The following is a 22,645-nucleotide window of genomic DNA, read 5'->3' on the forward strand; positions in this document are numbered from 1 at the left end:
CCGATCGGCCGGAGACGGGGTATCAACAAATCTGGCGTTGATTTTTGGCACGCTGTTGAGTTCTCAAGGAACGGACGCTTCCTTTGTACTCACCCTCTCGGGCTTTCCTCCGGGCGCTTCCCTTCGGTCTTGCGTTTCCGACTCTATCAGACCGTTTCCGTATCCGATTTCCTCGGTGCTTTCCAGGTTCCCGCTTCCGCGTTTCCCTTTCCGGCGAGCCCGACTCTATCAGTGCTTTTCCGTCTCTCTGACCACCGTCCCGTAGACATACGGAAGGAGACCCCGAGATAGGATCTGACAAGTTGGGTGCTGCCGGGCAACGACGCTTGGTCACGCCGCTCAGCCTCAAGCAGGAGTACGACTCTACATGGGTGCCGGGAGCGGGCGCAAATCGTTTGCCCTGTGCTCTACGGCCGCCAACCGGGACCTCTCGCACGGAACCGGCACTTCATATGACATACCCTGCTCAACAGTGCGCCGTCCGGGACAGGCAGTGACGGCTCATATAGATCTCCACCCCTGGGAGGCTTCCCATGACCACAGTGACGTCCCCTCTTGCAGGACGCGCCATCGGCCTTGCCGCGGTACCCGACCCCGTGTTCTCCGGGGCGATGGTCGGCCCCGGCACGGCGATCGACCCCGTGCGTGAACCCTCGGAGGCTGTCGCCCCCGTGGACGGAGTGATCGTCTCTCTTCACCCGCACGCGTTCGTCGTCGTCGACAGCGAGGGCCATGGCGTGCTCACGCACCTGGGCATCGACACCGTGCAGCTCAATGGCGAGGGCTTCGAGCTGCTCGTCAACAAGGGGGACACCGTGACGCGCGGTCAGAGCGTCGTGCGGTGGAACCCGACCGCGGTCGAGGCCGCCGGTAAGTCCCCGGTGTGCCCGGTCGTGGCTCTCGAAGCCACGGCGGACTCCCTCTCCGACGTCCGCGAGGACGGCGATGTGAAGGCCGGCGACGAGCTCTTCGGCTGGCAGTGACATCGACGCCGTCCTGGACGGCGTGTTCGACAACCATCACGGCGGCGAGACCTGCCGCACTATCGGAGACGGGTGAGATGGAGACAACGCTGCGAGGCGTCGGCGTGAGCCACGGTGTGGCGATCGGCGAGGTTCGGCACATGGGAACGGCGGTTCTTGAACCGCCTGCCAAGCAGATCCCCGCGGAGGACGCGGCGCGCGAACAGGGGCGTGCCCGCAAGGCCGTGGAGGCTGTGGCAGCCGACCTGATTGCGCGCGGCAATCTGGCGGGGGGCGAAGCCCAGGCGGTACTCGAGGCCCAGGCCATGATGGCCCAGGACCCCGAGCTGATGGCTGATGTTGAACGGCGGATCGCCGTCGGCAGTACGGCCGAGCGTGCCGTCTACGACGCGTTCGCCGCGTACCGGGCGCTGCTGGCCGGCGCCGGTGAGTACCTCGCCGGCCGCGTGGCCGATCTGGACGACGTGCGGAACCGTATCGTCGCGCGGCTGCTCGGCGTGCCCATGCCGGGTGTCCCGGACAGTGACGAGCCCTACGTCCTTATCGCACGCGACCTGGCGCCCGCCGACACGGCACTGCTCGACCCGACGCTGGTTCTCGGTTTCGTCACCGAGGAGGGCGGCCCGACCAGTCACAGCGCGATCCTGGCGCGTGCGCTCGGAGTACCGGCCGTCGTGGCGCTCCCCGGCGCCGGGGAGCTCGCCGAAGGCACCGTGATCGCCGTCGACGGCAGCACGGGTGAGATCTTCGTGGAGCCGAGCGCGGAGAAGAAGGCGCAGCTGGAGTCCGCGGCGGCCCAGCGCAAGGCGGCGCTCTCCGCCTCGACGGGTCCCGGCGCCACCTCCGACGGACACAAGGTGCCGCTGCTGGCCAACGTCGGCGGTCCTGCGGACGTACCGGCGGCCGTCGAGGCGGGTGCCGAAGGCGTCGGGCTGTTCCGTACCGAGTTCCTCTTTCTCGACGACAGCAAGCAGGCGCCGTCGGAGGAGAAGCAGGTCGAGGCATATCGCCAGGTGCTCGAGGCCTTCCCGGAGGGCCGTGTCGTGGTGCGGGTGCTGGACGCGGGCGCGGACAAGCCACTGGACTTCCTGACTCCGGCCGACGAGCCGAACCCGGCGCTCGGTGTGCGGGGTCTGCGTTCGCTGCTCGACCACCCCGATGTGCTGCGTACGCAGCTCACCGCCCTCGCGAAGGCTTCGGAGGGGCTGCCGGTCTATCTCGAGGTCATGGCTCCGATGGTCGCGGACCGTACGGATGCCAAGGCGTTCGCGGACGCGTGCCGTGCGGCCGGGCTGCGGGCGAAGTTCGGCGCGATGGTGGAGATCCCGTCGGCCGCGCTGCGGGCTCGGTCGATCCTGCAGGAGGTCGAATTCCTCTCTCTGGGGACGAACGACCTCGCGCAGTACACGTTCGCCGCCGACCGGCAGGTGGGCGCGGTGTCCCGCCTGCAGGACCCGTGGCAGCCGGCGCTGCTCGACCTGGTCGCGCTGTCCGCCGAGGCGGCGAAGGCCGAGGGCAAGAGCTGTGGTGTCTGTGGTGAGGCCGCTTCGGACCCGCTGCTCGCCTGTGTGCTGACCGGTCTGGGCGTCACCTCCCTTTCGATGGGTGCCGCGTCGATTCCTTATGTGCGGGCGACGCTGGCCAAGTACACGCTGGCCCAGTGCGAGCGCGCCGCCTCGGCCGCACGCGCCACGGACACGGCGGAAGAGGCGCGCACCGCGGCGCAGGCGGTGCTGTCCGGCGAGTAGCCGGACCGCGTCGCCGACGAGCGACATGCGGTGCGGAGGGGCGCTCCATCTGCGGATGGGGCGCCCCTTTCGCGTTCAGTGCGTGTGGCCCGTCCCCTTCACCTCGTCACCGAGGTCGGGCGGTACGCAGTAGTCGACGCCCGATTCCGGGGATACCAGGTCGCCGGATTCGATGTCGGTGCAGTAGGCGTCGAACACCTCTGCGGCGGTGAGGGGCTCCAGGGTGTCTCCGCGCAGACGCCATCCGTAGACACGGTCGGTGGTGTCGGGTGTGGTGGTGCGCATGACGAGCCCGCCTGCGCTTCCGGTGGCGATGCCGAGAGCCAGGACGGTGGTGAATTCGAGGGCTTCGGCTTCGTCGAGGCGCGTGGCGCCTTCGGTGCGCTCCTCCGCTCGGAGCACGGCGACGAGTGTGTCGGGTGCCGCCGAGATGCTGCACACGAGGTGGAGGTCTCCGGGGCTCGCGGTGTCGACGACTCGGGTGAGCAGGTGGGCGGCGCGGACGAAGGAGGTGCGGCCGATGTCCTCTCCGCAGGTCGCGCAGGTGCCGATGCGCGCCAGGAGTGTGGTCGCGTACTCCCAGGTGGCTCGGCGGACCGCTTCGTCGACGAGGTCCGGGACCAGCTGGTCGAGGGGCTGTCCGTCGTAGGGAACAGTGGGGCCGGTCGCTGCGAGTTGCGCGGTGAAGCGGGTACGGCTGGTCGGGGTGTCGGGTTCCAGGCCGCTCTCCGCGCAGTATTCGGCGTACTCCTCGGGGTCGAAGAGGGCCACCGTGGTGTGGCTGCCCTGGGCGGCGAGGGTCCTGAGCAGGGCTTCGACCTGCTGGAGATAGGTCGTGTGGTCGTCGAAGGCGAAGGTACGGTAGCGCCGCATCGCCCTGAAGTCCTGTTCGTCGGTCAGCAGGCCGATGGTGCCGGCGATTTCGCGGCGCAGGACGCGTCGCATGGTGAGGTGCTGGGTGTGCGCCATTTTTCCCCCTGTGCGCAGTCGATCAATGCTCACTCACAGTAACGGGCGGCACTGACAATGCGGGTCGAGTGAGCCGGTCACGCACGATGCGATGCTGAAACAAGCAGGTCAGGGCTATGACTGTGCCGAAGAGGGTCCAGCCGGGTGGGCCTGCGGCGATGGCCGCGGTGACGGCGAGTGGCCCAACGCTGCGCTGTGCGGCCTGGGCCAGTCCGTGGACACCGAGATAGGCGCCCTGTGCGGTTTCGGGGGCGAGGGCTACCGAGAGTTCCCAGGAGACGGTGGCGTGCAGCATCTCGGCCACGGTGAAGGCGGCGGCCGCCACGGTCAGGAAGAGGGTCACGGCCACGACTCCGCCTGTCGCGGAGAGCGCCATGGTGACTCCTCCGAGGGCGAAGACGGCGGAGAGCGGCATGAGCAGGGCCCGGGCCGCGGCCGTCGTGGCGCCGAAGCGGGCCAGGGGGACCTGGAGGGTCACGACCATCACGTTGTTCAGGACCATCAGCAGTGGTGCGAGCCCGTGCGGTGCGTGGTCGGAGTGGGCGATCCACAGGGGCAACCCGACCTTGAACACGGCGTCGTCGAGGAAGAGGACAGTCTCGGTGGCCACGTAGGCGAGGTAGGTGCGGTCGCGCCACGGACCGGCCGGCCGCGTCGTGGGGACGGGGTCCTTCGATGTGGCGATCGTGCGGGTGACCGAGGGCGGTTCGCCGCAGCGGGCGGTCGCGAGGGCGACGGTCGCGAACGAGACGGCGTCGCCCGCGAGCAGCCATTGGTACGCGGCGGTGGTGCCGATGGTGAGCGCCGCCGCCGCGACGAGGCCGCCCAGGGCCCAACCGGCGTTGGCAACTGTCCGGGTGACCGCTTGATAGCGGACACGGTCGGGTCCCGCGACGCGGGTGGCGTAGAGCTTGGTGAGGACGTTCGCGGCGCGGTCGCCGAAACTGCCCGCGGCGGAGAACGCCAGGAGGAGGGCGTAGTTGTCGGTTGTCAGCAGCGCGAAGGAGGCGAGGGCCCGCAGGAGTTGGAGCGCGATCAGGACGTGGGTGAGCGGCAGACGGTCGGCGATGCGACCGCCCAGGGGTGCGCCCGCGATGCCGACGGCTCCGGCCGCGGCCACGAGGGTGCCGATCTGTGCGACCGAGAGACCGGTGACGTAGGTGAAGTACAGGACGGAGACGGATGCCCACAGTCCGCTGCCGATGCGGTCCATCAGGGCGATCCAGAGCATTCTGCGGCCGTCGGGGCCTCCTGGAATGCGGGTCGACCATGCGGCTGCGCGGCGCGTCGGACTCACTGTTCCCCTTGCCATGGATTATGTATTGATACATACTCAACAACGTGGCAACACAATATGTGATCAGTGGTACGACGGCCAAGGGAATTGCCGCGTCCGTCGAACGAGGCGTGACCGAGGGTGCGTTGGAGCCGGGCACCGCACTGCCTCCGGTGCGCGCCCTGGCCGATCGGCTCGGCGTGAGCCCGGGGACGGTCGCGACGGCGTACAAGGAGTTGAGGCGGCGCGCGATCGTGGTGACCCGCGGGCGCGGCGGGACCGTGGTCGCCCCCGCGCCCGCGGTGGCGTCACGGCGGCCGCCGCGCGTGCCTGACGGGCTGCGCGACCTGGCCGGCGGGCATCCGGACCCCGAACTCCTCCCCCACCTGGTGCCGCCGTCGCGGCTCTCCCCCGGTGCGCGATCGCATCGGAGTACGCCGCGTCTGGCACGGCTGGAGGACGTGGTGCGCGACTGGCTGGGGCCCGACGGAGTACCGACGGAACACGTGACCTTCGCTCATGGCGCGCTGGATCTGATCGGGCGCCTGCTGTCGGTGGAGTTGCGTCCCGGGGACGCCGTCGCGATGGAGGACCCCGGCTATCACCATCTGCTGGATCTGGTCACGGCGCTGGGACTGCGCACGGTTCCGGTCGCGGTGGACGACCAGGGCATCCGTCCCGAAGCCTTGCGCGCGGCACTACGGGCAGGGGTACGCGCGGTGGTGTGCAGTCCGCGGGCGCAGAACCCCTACGGCGGCGGCTTCTCGGAGGCACGGCGGGACGCACTGGTCGACATCCTTCAGGCGGAGCCCGATGTGCTGGTCGTGGAGAACGACCACGCGTCGTCGGTCGCCGACGCGCCGCTGTACACCCTGACCACGGGCGGCTTGGCCCGCTGGGTCCATGTGCGGACGGTGAGCAAGTTCCTGGGGACCGATCTGCGATGGGCGGCCGCGGCGTGCGATCCGACGACCCTGGCCCGGCACGACGGCCGCCTGCTGCTGACATCGGGCTGGGTCAGTCATCTCTTGCAGGAGACGGTGCACGGGCTGATGACGGACGCGGGCACGCGCGCGTTGGTGGCACGCGCTCAGGACGCGTACGCGCTGCGTCGGAACGCACTCGTCCGTGAGCTCACCGACCGGGGAATGGCCGCCCACGGCGTGAGCGGGCTGAACGTCTGGGTGCCGGTGCGGGACGAGTCGGCCGCCGTGAACGGGCTGCGTTCGTACGGATGGTGGGTCGCGGCGGGTGCGCGCTTCCGCACCTCGACCGCGCCCGGAGTACGCATCTCGGTCGCGGAACTCGCGCCCGCCGACGCCGTGCGCCTGGCCTCGGACTTCGCCGCTGTGCTCGGCGAGTCCGAGGCCACCTACGGAGGCTGATCAGCCGCGCTTGCGGGCCAGCTCTTCGTAGAAGCGCAGGAGCTCGACGTTGTCCACGGAGCCGATGTTGACGGCCTTCTCCATGGGGGCGCCCTGGAGGAGGCGTTTGACGGGCACCTCGATGCGCTTGCCGGTGAGGGTGTGGGGCACTCCGGGCACTTCGATGACCTCGTCGGGGACGTGGCGGGGCGAGAGCTGCTCCCGGATGGTCCGCTTGATGCGGTTCAGGAGGTCCTCGTCGAGGACGGCTCCGGGGGCGAGGTGGACGAACAGCGGCATCCAGTAGCCGCCGTCGGGCTGTTCGATGCCGATGACGAGCGACTCCTTGATCTCGGGGAGCCGCTCGACGGCTTCGTAGATGTCGGCCGAGCCCATGCGCACGCCCTGCCGGTTGAGCGTCGAGTCGGAGCGGCCGTGGATGACGACCGAGCCTCGTGAGGTGACGGTGATCCAGTCACCGTGGCGCCACACTCCGGGATAGGTGTCGAAGTAGCTGTCGTGGTAGCGGCTGCCGTCGGGGTCGTTCCAGAAGCGGATGGGCATCGACGGCATCGGGTTGGTGACGACCAGCTCGCCGACCTCGTCGGTGAGGGGCTTTCCGCTGGGGTCCCAGGACTGGAGGTCGGTGCCGAGGCCGGCGGCCTGGAGTTCGCCGATGTACACGGGGAGCGTCGGTACCGCTCCCGCGAAGCAGGAGCACACGTCCGTGCCGCCGCTGACGGAGGCGATCCACAGGTCGTCGCGGACCTCGTCGTGCAGCCAGCGGAATCCGTCGGGCGGCAGGGGCGAGCCGGTGGTGGCGACGCACCGCACGCGCGTGAGGTCGAAGTCGCGTGAGGGGTGGACGCCGGCCTTGCGGCAGGCCATGACGTACGCGGCGGACGTGCCGTAGAGGGTCGCTCCGGTGCGTTCGGCGATGCGCCACTGGGCGCCCGTGTCCGGGTACCCGGGGCTGCCGTCGTACAGGACGATCGTGGTGCCCGTGAGCAGACCGGAGACGAGGAAGTTCCACATCATCCAGCCGGTGGACGTGTACCAGAAGAAGCGGTCCTCGGGGCCCAGGTCGCAGTGCAGGCCGAGCTGCTTGAGGTGCTCGACGAGGATGCCGCCCTGGGACTGGACGATGGCCTTGGGGAGGCCTGTCGTGCCGGAGGAGTAGAGCACCCACAGTGGGTGGTCGAAGGGGACCTGCTCGAAGACCGGCTCCACGTCGGCGGAGGTCAGGGCCGACCAGTCCAGGGCTCCCTCGGGTGCATCCGTGCCCAGCAGCGGGATGTGCACGACGGCGCGCAGGGTGGGCAGTTCACGGCGCAGTTCGGCGACCTCGTCGCGGCGGTCGTGCTCCTTGCCGCCGTAGCGGTAGCCGTCGACGCTGAAGAGGACCACGGGTTCGACCTGCTGGAAGCGGTCGAGGACGCTGCGGGCGCCGAAGTCGGGGGCGCAGGACGTCCAGACGCCGCCCACGGCGGCCGTGGCGAGCAGGGCGACCACGGCCTGGGGAATGTTCGGGAGATAGCCGCTGACGCGGTCTCCGGGGCGTACGCCGAGGGCGCGCAGTTCGGCGGCGAGGGAGCCGACCTGGCGGCGCAGGTCGGACCACGTCACGGGGATCGACTCATGGGTCTCGTCGACATACAGGAGGGCCGGTTCGTCCGCGCGGGTCTCCGCGGCGCGCAGGGCGTGCTCCGCGTAGTTGAGGGAGGCTCCGGGGAACCACGCGGCACCGGGCATGGAACGGTCGCCGAGCACGCGCGCGTAGGGGGTCGAGAACCGTACGTCGAACCACTCGGTGACGGCTTTCCAGAAGGTGTCCAGCTCGTCGACCGACCAGCGGTGCAAGGCCGCGTAGCCGCCGTCGGACGGGGCTCCGTGCCGTTCGGCCGCCCAGGCCTGGAACTTCGTGATCTGTGCCTGGGCGATGACCTCGTCGGTGGGCTGCCAGAGCGGTGAGGGGTTCGGAGTGGACATGGAGCGGCTCCCGGACTGTGCGCGTCGTGTGCGTCGGTCGCGCACGAGCGGGGGTGTGCGCGTCACGCGGCTGACACGGACGATGCCATGTGATCGACTTCTGCACCAGGGCACGCCACACATAGTCGGCGACATGAAGATGTGGTGTCGCTACAGGTGAACGGCAGCTGAACGGCTCACTCGTAGGGTTCCGGTAGTGGCAGGGTGAGCACCATGGACGGTCGTGACCTGGTGCGTTCGGTGAAAGCGATCGGCTCGGGGGGTGCTGCTCAAGGGCTGCTGACGGTGCGTGCCGCATGGCGCAGGAGGCGTGCCGACGCCGCCGGGTTGCCGCAGCGGGGCGCGGAGCGGGCCCGGGTGCCCGGGCCGGTGCTCGGTGTGGAGCCGGGCCCCGGCGGCGGGGTCGTCCGGTTCACCCGGTCGGAGCTGCGGATCACGGTCGCGGTGAGCGGAGCGGTGTTCTGGGGCTGGGACGCGGTCGCGCCGGAGCCGTCGTACGCACTTGCCGGCCGCTGCCCGGAGCCGGACCCGCGGGCCGTCCTGGAGCCGGACAAGGACGGCGGCTGGCGGGTCGTGGCCGAGCGGGTCACGGTCGCGGTCTCCCGGCACGGCGCGGTCGAGGTGCTCACCCCCGGTGGGGTGATCCTGCGTCGCGACCTGCCGCCCCGGTGGTGGGAACCCGTCGAGGGCGGCGCGGCCCGCTGGATGCAGCGTTCCGAAGTCGCGGCCGACGCCCGGTTCTTCGGTCTGGGCGGGAGGGCCGCGGGTTCCCGGCTGCGCGACGGGACATACCGGCTGTGGAACACGGACCCCGGACAGGCTTTCGGGCCGGGCGACGATCCGCTGTACCTCACGATGCCCGTGCAGCTGGTGGTCGCCGACGCGGCCACGCACCTCGTGTTCCACGACACGACGTGGGACGGCACCGTGACCCTGCGCGAGGGCGAGGAGGGCGCCGGCTCCGGGCACGACCGCGCCGGATCGTGCGAGCTGCGCATGGACGGCGGCCCACTGCGCTGCTGGGTGATGGTGGGGACTCCCGCGCGCGTGCTGCACGCCTGGGCGTCGCTGACCGGCGCGGCCGCGCTGCCACCCGCCTGGGCCCTGGGGCATCAGCACGCGCGGTGGGGCTTCGGCAGCGAGCAGGAGGTGCGGCGGATCGTCGCGGGCTATCAGGAGCGCGGCCTGCCGCTGGACGCCGTGCACCTGGACATCGACCACTTTGACGCCCATCAGGTGTTCACGGTCGATCGCGACAACTTCCCGAAGCTTCCCGTACTCGCGGACGAGCTGCGGCGCGACGGAATCCGGCTGGTGTCGATCGTCGACCCGGCGGTCAAGGCCGAGCCGGGCAACGCCGTGTACGACAGCGGTCTCGCGGAGGACGCGTTTGTGCGGGATGCCTCGGGACAGCTCGTGAAGGGGGTCGTGTGGCCCGGGGAGTCCGTCTATCCGGACTTCACGCACGCGCGGGCGCGTGCGTGGTGGGGCGGGCTCTACAAGGAGCGGCTCGCGCAGGGGTTCGCGGGGTTCTGGCACGACATGAACGAGCCGACGTCGTTCACGGCCTTCGGGGAGTCGACGCTGCCGCGTTCGGCCCGGCACTCCCTGGAGGGCCGCGGCGGTGACCACCGCGAGGCGCACAACGTGTACGCGCTGGGCATGGCCCGGGCCGCCTATGAGGGGTTGCGTGAACTCGCGCCCCAGGAGCGGCCGTTCCTCTTCTCGCGCTCGGGGTGGGCGGGACTGCAGCGCTACGGAGGGACCTGGTCCGGGGACGTGGCCACGGGCTGGCCGGGGTTGCGGGCGTCGTTGTCCCTGGTGATGGGGCTCGGGCTCTGCGGAGTGCCCTACTCGGGACCCGACGTGGGCGGCTTCGACGGCAGCCCGTCGCCCGAGCTCTATCTGCGGTGGTTCCAGCTCGGGGCGTATCTGCCGTTGTTCCGTACGCACGCGAGCCTGCGAGCCGGGCGAAGGGAGCCCTGGGAGTTCGGTGACGAGGTTCTGGAGCACGCGCGCGTGGCGCTCGTCGAACGACGGCGGCTGCTCCCGTACTTCATGACGTTGGCGCACCTGGCGCGCCGCACGGGTGCCCCGTACGTGCGGCCTCTGTGGTGGGGCGCGCCGGAGGACCGGGCGCTGCGCGACTGCGAGGACGCCTTCCTGCTCGGCGACAGCCTCCTCGTGGCGCCCGTACTGGATCACGGGACGGAGCGGCGGGCGGTGCAGCTGCCGCGGGGACGTTGGTACGACACGGTCACCGGGGCGGCGTACGAGGGACCGGCGCAGGTGCTGATCGACGCCCCCTTGTCGCGGATTCCGGTGCTTGCGCGGGCCGGTGCCGTCGTGCCCGTACGCGGTGCCGACGGCGGTCTGGAGCTCGAGGCGTGGGCGCCCGCGCGCGGGCGCACCGGAGGCGGGCTCGTCGTGCCGGACGCGGGTGACGGCTGGGAGGAGCCGGAGGTCGAGCGTTACGTGACCCGCTGGGAGGGTGACGAGGTGGTGGTACGGCGGGCCGGGGAGGGCCCCGGCGAGCCGCCGTATCCCGTGCGGGTGCGGGGGCTGGGGGCACGCTGACCCTCAGATGTACCGTCCCTCGAACCAGGCCCGGGTCGCCAGGGTGTGGAGCGGGAAGGCGAGTTCGGCCGGCCTGCGGAGCAGATGCCAGCCTTCCGTCTCGTCCGTGGCCGCGGACTGCGGCAGCTCGGCGGCCGGGCGTTCCGGGAGGAGCCCGAAGAGCAGCAGATGGCCCGCTGGAGAGCTCATCGCGTCGGCGAGCCGCACGTCCCTGCTCGCCGCGTCGATGCCCGTCTCCTCCTTGAGTTCACGCACGACGGCGTGGCGCCAGTCCTCCCGGTGGTCGATGAATCCCCCGGGCAGGGCAACGCCCCCGCGCGCGGGAGAGATGGTCCGGGTGATGACGACCAAGGAGGACCCCCTGTCGTCGTAGACGGGCTGCAGGGCCACTGCGACCGGCAAGGGATTGCGGTAGGCCACCGTGCCGCAGGCGGCGCAGGTGCGGGGCCATCCGGAGATGCCCTCTCCGTAGCGGGCGCCGCAGCTGGAGCAGTGTGAATCGGGCGCGAAGTCGGCGGGTGGGTGCGGGGATGCTGACACGCCGCGGACTGTAGCCGATCACCGATCGGGCGTCTTCAGGGTGGTCGGGATCGGGTGGCCGGAACCACCCCCGTGGGCCCCGGCCGCCCCCACAAGTACTCCGACGCCATAGCGGCACCAGTGGTTCACCGGTGCCCTGCCCAATTCCCGTTACGCGTGGCAGACTTCTGACGCTCCGTCAGATCAAGTGTCATGGAGGGATCTTGTCGCGCTCACGCACACCTGTCGTCGCCGGCTGGTTCACCGGGGACGGGAACGACTTCCGCCTGCTGGGCACCCGTTGCTCGGCGTGCACCTCGGTCTTCTTCCCCCGCGAGGACGCCTTCTGCCGCAATCCGGGGTGTGCGGGCGGCGAGCTGACCGAGGTGCCGCTGTCCTCCCGGGGCCGCGTCTGGTCGTACACCGACAGCCGGTACCGACCTCCGTCACCCTATGTGACCGATCCGGAACTCTCCTGGAAGCCCTACGCGTTGATCGCTGTGGAGCTGGAATCCGAGCGCCTCGTGGTCCTCGGCCAGGCGGCTCCCGGGATCACCGTCGCCGATCTGACGGTGGGCATGGAGGTGGAGGTCGTCCCCGGTGTGTTGCACGAGGACACGGAGACGACCTGGACGACCTGGCACTGGCGGCCGACAGGGGTGACGGCATGAAGGGCGCACGGCGGACGGGGGTGGCGGCATGACCGGCGATGTGGCGGTGCTCGGCGTGGGGATGCACCCATGGGGCAAGTGGGGGCGACCTTTCGTCGAGTACGGGGTCGTGGCGGCGCGCGAGGCACTGACCGACGCGGGGATCGACTGGCGGGACGTCGGCTCGATCGTGGGCGCCGACACCGTGCGCGGAGGCTATCCCGGGTATGTGGCGGGGGCGACGTTCGCGAAGGCGCTCGGATGGCAGGGGGCGCGCGTCGCGAGCGTGTACGCGGCGTGCGCGTCCGGGGCCCAGGCCCTCGGCACGGCACGGGCGCAGATCCTCTCGGGTCTCGCGGACGTGGTCCTCGTGGTGGGCGCGGACGCGGCGCCCAAGGGCTTCTTCCGTCCCGCGGGCGGGGACCGGCAGGACGATCCGGACTGGCTGCGCTTCCGTGTTCTCGGGGCGACGAATCCGACGTACTTCGGGCTGTACGCGCGCCGCCGGATGGCTCTGTACGGCGACACTCCGGAGGACTTCGCCCAGGTCAAGGTGAAGAACGCGGCGCTGGGCGCGCTCAACCGGAACGCGCGCTACCGCAAGAGGGTCACCGCGGAGGAGGTCGCCGGGTCGGCCGTGGTCGCCGATCCGCTGCGGCTGCTCGACATCTGCGCGACCTCCGACGGGGGTGCGGCCGTGGTGCTGGCCAGTATGGAGTTCGCGCGCCGGCACGGGGCGTCGGAGCCGGTGCGGATCCGTGCGGTGTCGACGGTGACGCCGCGCTATCCCAACACCGTGCTTGACCTGCCGGACATCGCCACGGACTCCGCGGTCGCGGTGGAGCCCTCGGGCGGCACCTTCCGGGCGTCGATCGCCCGAGCGGCGTACGAGGAGGCGGGGATCGGGCCCGAGGATCTCTCGTTCGCCGAGGTGTACGACCTGTCGACCGCTCTGGAGCTGCAGTGGTACGAGGATCTCGGGCTCTGCGGGGAGGGCGAGGCCGCGAAGCTGCTGCGCGAGGGCGAGACGGCGCTCGGCGGACGCATACCGGTGAACGTCAGCGGCGGGCTCGCCTCCTTCGGAGAGGCCGTCCCGGCACAGGCCATCGCCCAAGTGTGCGAGCTGACCTGGCAGTTGCGGGACAGCGCGGGTGACCGGCAGGTCGTCGGGGCCCGCGTCGGGATCACCGCGAATCAGGGGCTGTTCGGCCACGGCTCCTCGGTCGTGGCGGTGCGGTAGCCCCGCGTGGTCGGCCGGGGTCGCGGTCAGGGGGCGGTCGACCGTCACTCCGCCCTGCCGCGACAACCACCCCATGACCCCGTTCCCGACCCGGACGAGCCCGCGCTCGAACCAGTCTCCGCAGAAGGTCTGAGCGACGCGTCCGGACAGCCGTACGCACCCATGGTGACGACTTCGTAATCCTGCGTGAACTCCGTATGAATCGCGCACCGGCGCACAGCGGCGGCGGCATGCTGCTGCCGTGCCCTCCAGGACGGATACTGTCCGCTTCGCCTTCCAGCCGGTCGTCAATCTGACGACCGGAGGGGTCGCGGCGCTGGAGATACTCGCGCGTCCGGAGTCCGGCGACATCCTGGCGCAGGCCCGCCGCGATCCCGAACTCGACGGGCGGCTGGCCGCGTTGGCCATCCTGGCCGCCGCCCGCAAGGAGACGCTGCTGCCCCTGCACGTCAACGTGTTCGCCGGAACCCTGGCCGACCTCGGCAGGCTCTCGGCGCTGCGCAACGCGGTGCGGGAGGCGGGACGGCTGCCCTGGGAGGTCACCGTCGACATCGGCCCGCCGTACACGCACGTGCCACAGCAGGCCCTGCTGGAGGCGGTGGCCGTGGTGCGCGAGGAGGGCTTCCGGATCTGCGCGGACGGGATCGGCGACGGCGACGTACCACTGCGACTGCTGACGGACCTCGCTCCCGAGTTGATGAAGCTCGATGTGTCCCTGCTGTCGCGCCCCGCCGCGGTGCGCGCCATGCGGACCCTGTGCGAACAGCTGGGCGCGCTGCTGTCCGTCGAGGGCGTCGAGACGGAACTGCAGTGCGCCGCCGCGGTGTCGGCCGGCGCGCAACTGGCGCAGGGCGAGCTGTTCGCACCGCCCGCCCGGCTGCCCTCGGCGGACGTATACGTTCCGGCACTGTCGCCCGGCGCCGTCACCACGCCCCGGTCCGGGCCGTCCGTACAGCAGTTCGTACGCCCGGCCGCGCTGCTACCGACCACCGCATCGGCTGGGCAGGTCAGGGCGTTGCTCACCGGGTCACCCGACGTGTCCGGCGTGGTGCTCGTGAACCCTTCCGGGATTCCGGTCCGGTCGGTGCACCGGTCACGGTTCCTGTTGTCGATGTCCGGGCGCTACGGGCACGCGCTGTACGCCGATCGGCCGGCCGCCAGACTGGGAGATCCCCCGCGTACGGTCGGCGTCGACGCCACGGCCTGGGAAGTGCTCGACGTCGTCGCGGACGGGGACCGGGACCGTACGTCCGACGACGTCGCGGTCGTCGACCGGTACGGGCGGTGCGTGGGCGTCGTACGCCTCGCGGACCTCGTACGGGCGCTGTCCGAGAGCCGGGTCGAGGAGGCGGCGAGGCTCAACCCGCTGACCCGGCTGCCCGGTTCGGACGCGATCACCGGGGAGGTGGACCGGCGGATCGCGGACGGCCGGATGTTCGCGCTGAGCTGGCTGGACGTCGACCACTTCAAGCAGGTCAACGACGGCGCGGGGTTCGCGGCCGGTGACGAGCTGATCCGGTCGGTGGGGCGGGTGTTGCAGGTCTCGGCGTCCGAGACGACGCGCGTCGGGCACATCGGCGGCGACGACTTCCTGGTCCTCGCCGACCCGGACATCCTCGGTCCGCTGGCGGCCTCGGTGCTCGACGCGCCCTGGGCGGCGGGCGGCCGTGCCGTCACGATGTCGCTGGCCACGGTGGTGTGCGCCCCCGGCAGCGTGAGCGATCACCGGCAGGCGGCCGCCTGTCTGGCACCCCTCAAGCAAGCCGCCAAGGCCCTGAACGGGGCGAGTTGGGTGCTGGGGCGCGCGGGGCTGCCCGGTCATGAGATCCGCCGCGGCACGAGGGCCGCGCCGATGGAGCCGTACGGTCAGACGCTGACCGGCTGACCGGCCGACTCACTCGCTCGCCGACTCACTCACTCACTCACTCACACCGAGACCTTCAACGAGCGCGACCAGGGGCCGCAGCGTCGAGCGGTCGATCGCGGAGACGCGCCGATTCGCTCGCCTTTGACCGCCGACCGCCGACCGCCGACCGCTGGCGGCTGGCGGCTGGCGGCCGACCGCTGGGCCACTGGCCGTCGGCGACGAGTGGTCGACGAGCAGGCCGCCGACGCCCTCGCTCCTTGCCGGTCTCGAACGGCGCCACCGCGGCGCCCTTCGGCGGATCCGGTGAGTGGGCGACGCGACGGGCGAGCCGCCCTGCCGTCGGTCCGCCCTCGGCCCTCAGCCGACGCCCCTGTGTGCAGCGTCCTCTTTGTGCCCTTCGAACCGTTGCGGTCCGCGACCTTGACGCCCCCTGGGTGCCGGTGAACACTTCCGGGTGTCAGTCGGCATCGCCGCATTCGGGCGTCTTCAAGCACCGCACCGCTCGGGTCTCCGACCTGTACCCAGGGCCGTCCCCACGGGCGATTCCGCTGCGACGGCACGCTCGTCACGGACGCCGGGCGGGGCGCGGGATCTCCCTGCCTTCGGCTGAAGTAGCCATGGGAAACGCACCCTGCACGGTGGCCCGGAGCGGATCGCCCCGGGCGAAGGCCTAGGAGCCGCCATGAGCAACGGAGACATCTTTGTCGGCGAGTTGATCGGCACCGCGATTCTGATTCTGTTCGGCGCGGGTGTGTGCGCCGCCGTGACCCTGAACCAGTCGAAGGCCCAGGGGGCCGGCTGGGTCGTCATCGCTTTCGGATGGGGCTTCGGCGTCCTCGCCGGCGCCTACTCCTCGGCGCCACTGTCGGGAGGGCAGATCAACCCGGCGGTCACGATCGGATTCGCGATCGAGGGCTCCACGAAGTGGGAGGACGTGCCCTTCTACATCCTCGGACAGTTCGCCGGAGCCATCATCGGGGCCGTCCTGTGCTGGCTGCTCTACCTCGGCCAGTTCAACCTCAACGCCGAGGAGGACAAGGCCATCGAGACCCTGGGGATCTTCTCGACGCGCCCCGAGATCGACAACCCGGTGCAGAACCTGATCACCGAGATCATCGCCACCGCCGCCCTGATGCTGCCCATCCTCGGGCTGGTCGGCGGCGGCAAGCACGTCGCGGGCATCGGCGACGCGGGCCTGCCGGTCCTGCTCATCTCCTTCCTCGTCGTGGGCATCGGCCTCTCGCTGGGCGGTCCCACGGGATACGCGATCAACCCGGCCCGCGACCTGGGACCGCGCCTCACCCACGCGCTGCTGCCCATCCCCAACAAGGGCACCTCGGAGTGGAGCTACTCCTGGATTCCGGTGGTGGGCCCGATCGTGGGTGCCGCCATCGGCGCCGGGATCTACAACGTGGCCTTCTGACGAATCGCCGCCTCCCCCGAAACCGCCGCCTCCCGACAAGAACGCACGCTCCTGACGAGAACGCAGCCTCCTGACGAAGAACACGTAAGGGGACGTCATGACGGACAACGCCGAGAAATACGTCGCCGCAATCGACCAGGGCACCACTTCCAGCCGCTGCATCATCTTCAACCAGGACGGCGCGATCGTCGCCGTCGACCAGCGCGAACACCGCCAGATCTTCCCCAAGCCGGGCTGGGTGGAGCACGACGCCACCGAGATCTGGTCCAAGGTGCAGGCCGTGGTCGCGGGAGCGATCGCCAAGGCCGGACTGCGCGCCGACCAGCTGAGCGCGCTCGGCATCACCAACCAGCGCGAGACGACGGTCCTGTGGGACCGCGCCACCGGCAAGCCCGTCCACAACGCGATCGTCTGGCAGGACACCCGTACGTCGGCGCTGTGCAACGAACTGGGCGGCTCGGACGGCCAGGATCGCTTCCGCGAGCAGACCGGACTGCCCCTGGCCAGCTACTTCTCCGGGCCCAAGGCGGCCTGGCTGCTCGACAACGTCCCAGGCCTGCGCACGCGCGCCGAACGCGGTGAGATCGCCTTCGGCACCATCGACTCGTGGCTCATCTGGAACCTGACCGGTGGCACGGACGGCGGGCGGCACGTCACCGACGTGACCAACGCCGGGCGCACCATGCTGATGAACCTGGAAACCCTCCAGTGGGACCCGTCCATCCTCTCCGCGATGAACGTCCCCGAAGCGGTGCTCCCCGAGATCAGGTCCTCCGCCGAGGTGTACGGCACCGCCGTGGGCCAACTCAGCGGTGTCCCGGTCGCGTCGGCGCTCGGCGACCAGCAGGCGGCGATCTTCGGGCAGGCCTGCTACGACGTCGGCACGGCCAAGAACACCTACGGCACGGGCAGCTTCCTGCTGCTGAACACCGGCAACCGCCCCGTTCCCTCGAAGCACGGACTGCTGACGACCATGGGCTACAAGATCGGCACGGAAGCGCCGGTCTATTGCCTGGAGGGGTCGATCGCGATCACGGGCGCGCTGGTGCAGTGGTTCCGCGACCAGCTGGGCATCATCCGTTCCGCCGACGAGATCGAAACGCTCGCGGCGAGCGTCGAGGACAACGGCGGCGCGTACATCGTGCCCGCCTTCTCGGGGCTGTTCGCCCCCTACTGGCGCTCGGACGCCCGCGGGGTGGTCACCGGTCTCACGCGGTACGTCACGAAGGCGCACCTCGCGCGCGCGGTCCTGGAGGCGACGAGCTGGCAGACGCGCGAGGTCGTGGACGCGATGTACCAGGACTCCGGGGTGCAGATCACCACCCTGAAGGTGGACGGCGGCATGACCAAGAACAATCTGCTGATGCAGCACCAGGCGGATGTCCTCGGTGTGCCGGTGATCCGTCCGAAGGTCTCCGAGACGACCTGTCTGGGCGCCGCGTACGCGGCGGGGCTCGCGACCGGCGTGTGGAACGACCTCGACGAGCTGAAGACGCACTGGCAGAAGGACGTCGAATGGACACCGTCCATGGAGAGCTCGGTGCGCGACCGCGAGTACCAGAACTGGCGCAAGGCGGTGGAGAAGAGCTTCGGCTGGCACGACGACGCCATCGGCTGACTCCCGCGTCCACGCCGACGGAGCGTCGGCGCGGAACGGGTGTCCACGCGCGCGTGTGTCCCGCGTGAGCCACGCGCGCGTGCACGACCGCGGCCCGTACCCCAGTCGGCGGGGGTACGGGCCGCACCCGTCCTGTGTGACGGCCTCGGCGCCGCCGGTTCTTCGGGTCGCGCGTCAGGTGGTGACGGTCTCCCGGCGGGCGGCGGCGTAGGCCATCGCGTGCTGGACGACGCGGATGAGGACCTCCTTGACGGACTCCCGGTCCCGCGCGTCGCAGAGGACGACGGGCACACCCGGGTCGAGGTCGAGGGCCTGGCGGACGGCTTCCGCGGGGTAGCGGGCGGATTCCTCGAAGCAGTTGACCCCGACGACGAAGGGTATGGACCGCCGTTCGAAGTAGTCGACCGCGGCGAAGCAGTCTTCCAGGCGGCGGGTGTCGGCCAGCACGACGGCGCCCAGGGCGCCGGTGGCGAGCTCGTCCCAGAGGAACCAGAAGCGGTCCTGGCCGGGGGTGCCGAACAGGTAGAGCACCAGGTCCTCGCGGAGGGTGATCCGGCCGAAGTCCATGGCGACGGTGGTGGTGTGCTTGCCCTCCACGCCACTGGTGTCGTCGATGGGCCGGCCCGCCTCGGTGAGGAGTTCCTCGGTGCGCAGCGGCTTGATCTCGCTGACCGCGCCGACGAGGGTCGTCTTGCCCACGCCGAAGCCGCCGGCCACCAGGATCTTGAGCGTGACGGGCTCGACCGGAGGCTTGCCGCGCTCAGAACGCCCGAAGATCATTGATCTCTTCTCCTGCTTGATGGGGGTCGCGCGGCGGTGGGCCGTAGCCTCCGCCGCCGGGGGTTTCGATGACGAGTACGTCGCCGGGGCGGACGTTCGCCGCGCCGCTTCCGCCGAGTTCCGTGACGGTGCCGTCGGCGTGCTCCACCCGGTTGGCTCCGAGGGCACCGGGCTCGCCGCCCGCCATGCCGTACGGCGGCACTCTGCGGTGCTGGGAGAGCGTCGAGACGGTCATCGGTTCGTGGAACTTGATGCGGCGCACGGCGCCGTCGCCGCCACGCCAGTGTCCGGGGCCGCCGCTGCCGTGTCTGATCGCGAACTCGTCGAGCTGGACGGGCAGTCGCCACTCGAGGACCTCGGGGTCGGTGAGCCGCGAGTTGGTCATGTGGGTCTGGACGACGGGCGCGCCGGGGAAGCCGTCGCCCGCACCCGATCCGGAGGCCACGGTCTCGTAGTACTGGTGGCGCTCGTTGCCGAAGGTGACGTTGTTCATGGTGCCGGAGCCCTCGGCCTGCACGGCCAAGGCCGCGTAGAGGGCGCCGGTGATCGCCTGGGACGTCTCCACGTTGCCGGCGACGACGGCGGCGGGGGGTTCGGGGGAGAGCATCGACCCTGGCGGCACCACGATGCGCAGGGGGCGCAGACAGCCGTCGTTGAGCGGGATGTCGTCGTCCACCAGGGTGCGGAAGACGTACAGGACGGCGGCGTTGACCACGGCGAAGGGCGCGTTGAAGTTGGTGGTGAGCTGCGCGGACGTACCCGTGAAGTCGACAGTGGCGGCGCGTTCTTCGCGGTCCACGGTGACACGGACGCGGATGACCGCCCCTGAGTCGGTCTCGTAGGCGCACTCGCCGCCTTCGAGCGTGTCGATGACGCGGCGAACCGCTTCCTCCGCGTTGTCCTGGACGTGCTTCATGTACGCCTGCACGACATCGAGCCCGAAGTCCTCGATCATGCGGCCGACTTCGTCGACGCCCTTCCGGTTGGCGGCGATCTGGGCACGCAGGTCGGCGAGGTTCGTCCTCGGGTTGCGCGAGGGGTGGGGCGGCTCGGTGAGCAGGGCCAGTGTCTCCGCCTCGCGGAAGCGGCCGTTCTCGGCGAGCAGCCAGTTGTCGAAGAGGATGCCCTCCTCGTCGATGGTCCGGCTGTTCGCGGGCATGGAGCCCGGGGCGATGCCGCCGATCTCGGCGTGGTGGCCGCGCGAGGCGACGTAGAACATGATCCGGTCACCCTCCGTGTCGAAGACAGGGGTGATCACGGTGACATCGGGGAGATGGGTGCCGCCGTGGTAGGGATCGTTGACGGCATACGTGTCGCCGGGCCGCATGCTGTCGCCGCGCCGCCGGACGACCTCCTGGACGCTCGTCCCCATCGAGCCCAGGTGGACCGGGATGTGCGGGGCGTTGGCGACCAGGTTGCCGTCGGGGTCGAAGAGGGCGCAGGAGAAGTCCAGGCGCTCCTTGATGTTGACGGACTGGGCGGTCGATTCCAGGCGGGCGCCCATCTGTTCCGCGATGGACATGAAGAGGTTGTTGAAGACCTCGAGCAGAACCGGATCCGTCTCCGTGGCGAGATCGGAACTCTCCGTGATCGCCGCGCGTTCCATGACCAGATGCCCGTCGTGCGTCATCGCGGCCCGCCAGCCGTCGTCGACGACGGTGGTCGAGCCCGATTCGGCGATGATCGCGGGTCCGGTCACGGTCTCTCCGGGCGGGAGTTCCTCGCGGCGGTGCAGGGGTACGTCGCGCCAGGTGCCGCCCGTGTGGAGTCTGACCGTCTCCCGGGGGGCCGAGGCGGACGCGGGTGCGGCCCCGTGCGGCGCGAGGGCGGACAGATCGGGGGGTTCGGTGAGACCGGTGGCTTCCACGGAGAGGGCTTCGACGACGACCGGGCGGTCGAGGGTGAAGGAGTAGGTGGCGCGATGGCGTTGTTCGAAGGCGTGGGTCATGGTGTCGGGCTCGGTGAGCTCGACGGTCAGCGCCGTGTCCGTGCCGTCATAGCGGAGCTGGGCCCGGCGGGTGATCCGGATGCGGTGCTCGGGGACGTCCTCGGCGAGGAGTTCGGCGCGGGTGGCGCCCTCCAGGTCGTCGGCCGTCTTCAGGATGCCCGGCATCGAGGTCGGTTCCAGGGGCGCCTCGACGGACTGTTCGCGCATGGCTGTCGTGTCGGCGAGTCCGATGCCGAGGGCGGACAGGACGCCTGCCATGGGCGGGACGAGGACGGTGCGGATGCCGAGCGAGTCGGCGACCATGCACGCGTGCTGGCCACCGGCGCCGCCGAAGGTGGTCAGCGCGTAGCGCGTGACGTCGTGGCCCTTCTGTACGGAGATGCGCTTGACGGCGTTGGCGATGTTGGTCACGGCGATCTGGAGGTAGCCCTCGGCGACCTGTTCCGGGGTGCGGTCGTCGCCTGTCCTCTCGCGGATCTCGTGTGCGAGGGCGGTGAACCGGTCGCGGACCAGGGCGCCGTCGAGAGGCTGGTCCCCGCCGGGGCCGAACACCTTCGGGAAGTGATCGGGCTGGATACGGCCGAGTGCGACGTTGGCGTCGGTGACCGTCAGTGGGCCGCCGCTCCGGTAACAGGCGGGTCCGGGGTCGGCGCCGGCCGAGTCCGGACCGACGCGGTAGCGGGATCCGTCGAAGTGGAGCACCGATCCGCCGCCCGCGGCGACGGTGTGGATGTCCAGCATGGGGGCGCGCAGCCGGACCCCGGCGATCTGTGTGGTGAAGACCCGCTCGTACTCTCCGGCGAAGTGGGAGACGTCCGTGGAGGTACCTCCCATGTCGAAGCCGATGACGCGGTCGAACCCGGCGAGCTGCGACATCCGGGCCATGCCGACGATGCCACCCGCGGGTCCGGACAGGATGGCGTCCTTGCCGCGGAACTGGCCGGCCTCGGCGAGGCCTCCGTTGGACTGCATGAACATCAGCCGTACGTCCCGGAGTTCATCGGCGACGCGTCGGACGTAGCGGCGCAGCACGGGCGACAGGTAGGCGTCGACGACGGCCGTGTCACCGCGGGGCACCAGCTTCATCAGCGGGCTGACCTCGCTGGAGAGGGAGATCTGCGGGAAGCCGACGCGGGCCGCCAGCTCCCCCACGGCTTGTTCGTGGGCGGGGTGGAGGTGGCTGTGCATACACACCACGGCGACCGCGCGGATCCCGTCGTCGTACGCCTCCTGGAGGGGTACGGCGAGGGCGTCCAGGTCGGGGGCGCGCAGGACGGTGCCGTCGGCGGCGATCCGTTCGTCGACCTCGACGACCCGCTCGTGGAGCAGCTCGGGGAGCTCGATCGCGCGGGCGAAGATGCGGGGGCGGTTCTGGTAGGCGATGCGCAGGGCGTCGCGGAAGCCCCGGGTGGTCACCAGGAGCGTGCGCTCGCCCTTGCGTTCCAGCAGGGCGTTGGTGGCGACGGTGGTGCCCATCCGGACGACGTCGACCGGGGCGCCCGCGGTGTCCCCCGCGTCACCGAGGAGTTCACGGACGCCCGCGACGGCGGCGTCGGCGTAGCGGGCCGGATTGTCGGACAGGAGTTTGTGCGTGAGCAGGCGACCGTCGGGGCGCCGCGCGACGATGTCCGTGAAAGTACCGCCCCGGTCGACCCAGAACTGCCAGCCTGTCACGTCTGTTCCCCGTTTCCGCC

At 70.6% G+C, this 22,645-nt stretch carries 15 protein-coding genes; 9 read left to right on the forward strand and 6 right to left on the reverse strand.

The features are described from left to right. Nucleotides 1-533 precede the first annotated feature (533 nt). On the forward strand, nucleotides 534-983 hold the full coding sequence (locus ACFWBT_RS23205) for a PTS glucose transporter subunit IIA (RefSeq protein WP_385703369.1): 450 nt from the start codon (nucleotides 534-536) through the stop codon (nucleotides 981-983). Nucleotides 984-1,060: 77 nt separating this feature from the next. Continuing rightward, entirely contained in the window at nucleotides 1,061-2,731 is a 1,671-nt protein-coding gene (ptsP, locus tag ACFWBT_RS23210; protein ID WP_385703372.1) for a phosphoenolpyruvate--protein phosphotransferase, read from the forward strand. Between the two features lie 75 nt (nucleotides 2,732-2,806). On the opposite strand, the gene ACFWBT_RS23215 is transcribed toward ptsP, so the two are convergent. Beyond that, complete coding sequence (locus tag ACFWBT_RS23215) at nucleotides 2,807-3,700, reverse strand: hypothetical protein (protein ID WP_385703374.1); 894 nt, start codon at nucleotides 3,698-3,700, stop codon at nucleotides 2,807-2,809. Nucleotides 3,701-3,722: 22 nt separating this feature from the next. Further along, nucleotides 3,723-4,931, reverse strand: coding sequence for an MFS transporter (locus ACFWBT_RS23220; RefSeq protein WP_385703377.1), 1,209 nt, complete (start codon nucleotides 4,929-4,931; stop codon nucleotides 3,723-3,725). A 110-nt stretch (nucleotides 4,932-5,041) separates the two neighbouring features. Between ACFWBT_RS23220 and ACFWBT_RS23225 the strand changes: the two genes are divergently transcribed. Continuing rightward, nucleotides 5,042-6,361, forward strand: a complete 1,320-nt coding sequence (locus ACFWBT_RS23225; protein WP_385703379.1) for an aminotransferase class I/II-fold pyridoxal phosphate-dependent enzyme — start codon at nucleotides 5,042-5,044, stop codon at nucleotides 6,359-6,361. Here the strand turns inward: ACFWBT_RS23225 and ACFWBT_RS23230 are convergent, their stop codons facing one another. Then, entirely contained in the window at nucleotides 6,362-8,329 is a 1,968-nt protein-coding gene (locus ACFWBT_RS23230; protein ID WP_385703382.1) for an acetoacetate--CoA ligase, read from the reverse strand. A gap of 213 nt (nucleotides 8,330-8,542) precedes the next feature. Between ACFWBT_RS23230 and ACFWBT_RS23235 the strand changes: the two genes are divergently transcribed. Next, the gene (locus tag ACFWBT_RS23235; protein ID WP_385703384.1) at nucleotides 8,543-10,906 is read left to right on the forward strand and encodes a TIM-barrel domain-containing protein; all 2,364 of its coding nucleotides are present in this window, start codon (nucleotides 8,543-8,545) and stop codon (nucleotides 10,904-10,906) included. Nucleotides 10,907-10,909: 3 nt separating this feature from the next. Here the strand turns inward: ACFWBT_RS23235 and ACFWBT_RS23240 are convergent, their stop codons facing one another. Next, on the reverse strand, nucleotides 10,910-11,446 hold the full coding sequence (locus ACFWBT_RS23240; RefSeq protein ID WP_385703388.1) for an NUDIX domain-containing protein: 537 nt from the start codon (nucleotides 11,444-11,446) through the stop codon (nucleotides 10,910-10,912). 203 nt (nucleotides 11,447-11,649) lie between these two features. On the opposite strand from ACFWBT_RS23240, the gene ACFWBT_RS23245 reads away from it, so the two are divergent. From ACFWBT_RS23245 to glpK, 5 genes are all read left to right on the forward strand, one after another. Continuing rightward, nucleotides 11,650-12,096, forward strand: coding sequence for a Zn-ribbon domain-containing OB-fold protein (locus tag ACFWBT_RS23245; RefSeq protein ID WP_385703390.1), 447 nt, complete (start codon nucleotides 11,650-11,652; stop codon nucleotides 12,094-12,096). Between the two features lie 28 nt (nucleotides 12,097-12,124). Beyond that, nucleotides 12,125-13,315, forward strand: coding sequence for a lipid-transfer protein (locus tag ACFWBT_RS23250; RefSeq protein WP_385703393.1), 1,191 nt, complete (start codon nucleotides 12,125-12,127; stop codon nucleotides 13,313-13,315). A gap of 241 nt (nucleotides 13,316-13,556) precedes the next feature. Next, nucleotides 13,557-15,200, forward strand: coding sequence for an EAL domain-containing protein (locus ACFWBT_RS23255; protein ID WP_385703396.1), 1,644 nt, complete (start codon nucleotides 13,557-13,559; stop codon nucleotides 15,198-15,200). 664 nt (nucleotides 15,201-15,864) lie between these two features. Beyond that, nucleotides 15,865-16,605, forward strand: a complete 741-nt coding sequence (locus ACFWBT_RS23260; protein WP_385703399.1) for an MIP/aquaporin family protein — start codon at nucleotides 15,865-15,867, stop codon at nucleotides 16,603-16,605. A gap of 97 nt (nucleotides 16,606-16,702) precedes the next feature. Next, a complete protein-coding gene (gene glpK, locus ACFWBT_RS23265; protein WP_385703401.1) occupies nucleotides 16,703-18,223 on the forward strand; it encodes a glycerol kinase GlpK in 1,521 nt (506 codons plus the stop codon). A gap of 174 nt (nucleotides 18,224-18,397) precedes the next feature. Here glpK and ACFWBT_RS23270 read toward each other — a convergent pair whose 3' ends face one another. After that, complete coding sequence (locus ACFWBT_RS23270; RefSeq protein ID WP_385703404.1) at nucleotides 18,398-19,003, reverse strand: ATP/GTP-binding protein; 606 nt, start codon at nucleotides 19,001-19,003, stop codon at nucleotides 18,398-18,400. After that, entirely contained in the window at nucleotides 18,984-22,625 is a 3,642-nt protein-coding gene (locus ACFWBT_RS23275) for a hydantoinase B/oxoprolinase family protein (RefSeq protein WP_385703407.1), read from the reverse strand. Before ACFWBT_RS23275 ends, ACFWBT_RS23270 begins: the two co-directional genes overlap by 20 nt. Nucleotides 22,626-22,645 lie beyond the last annotated feature (20 nt).

The organism is Streptomyces sp. NPDC060027, assembly GCF_042737005.1.
Taxonomy (GTDB): Bacteria; Actinomycetota; Actinomycetes; order Streptomycetales; family Streptomycetaceae; genus Streptomyces.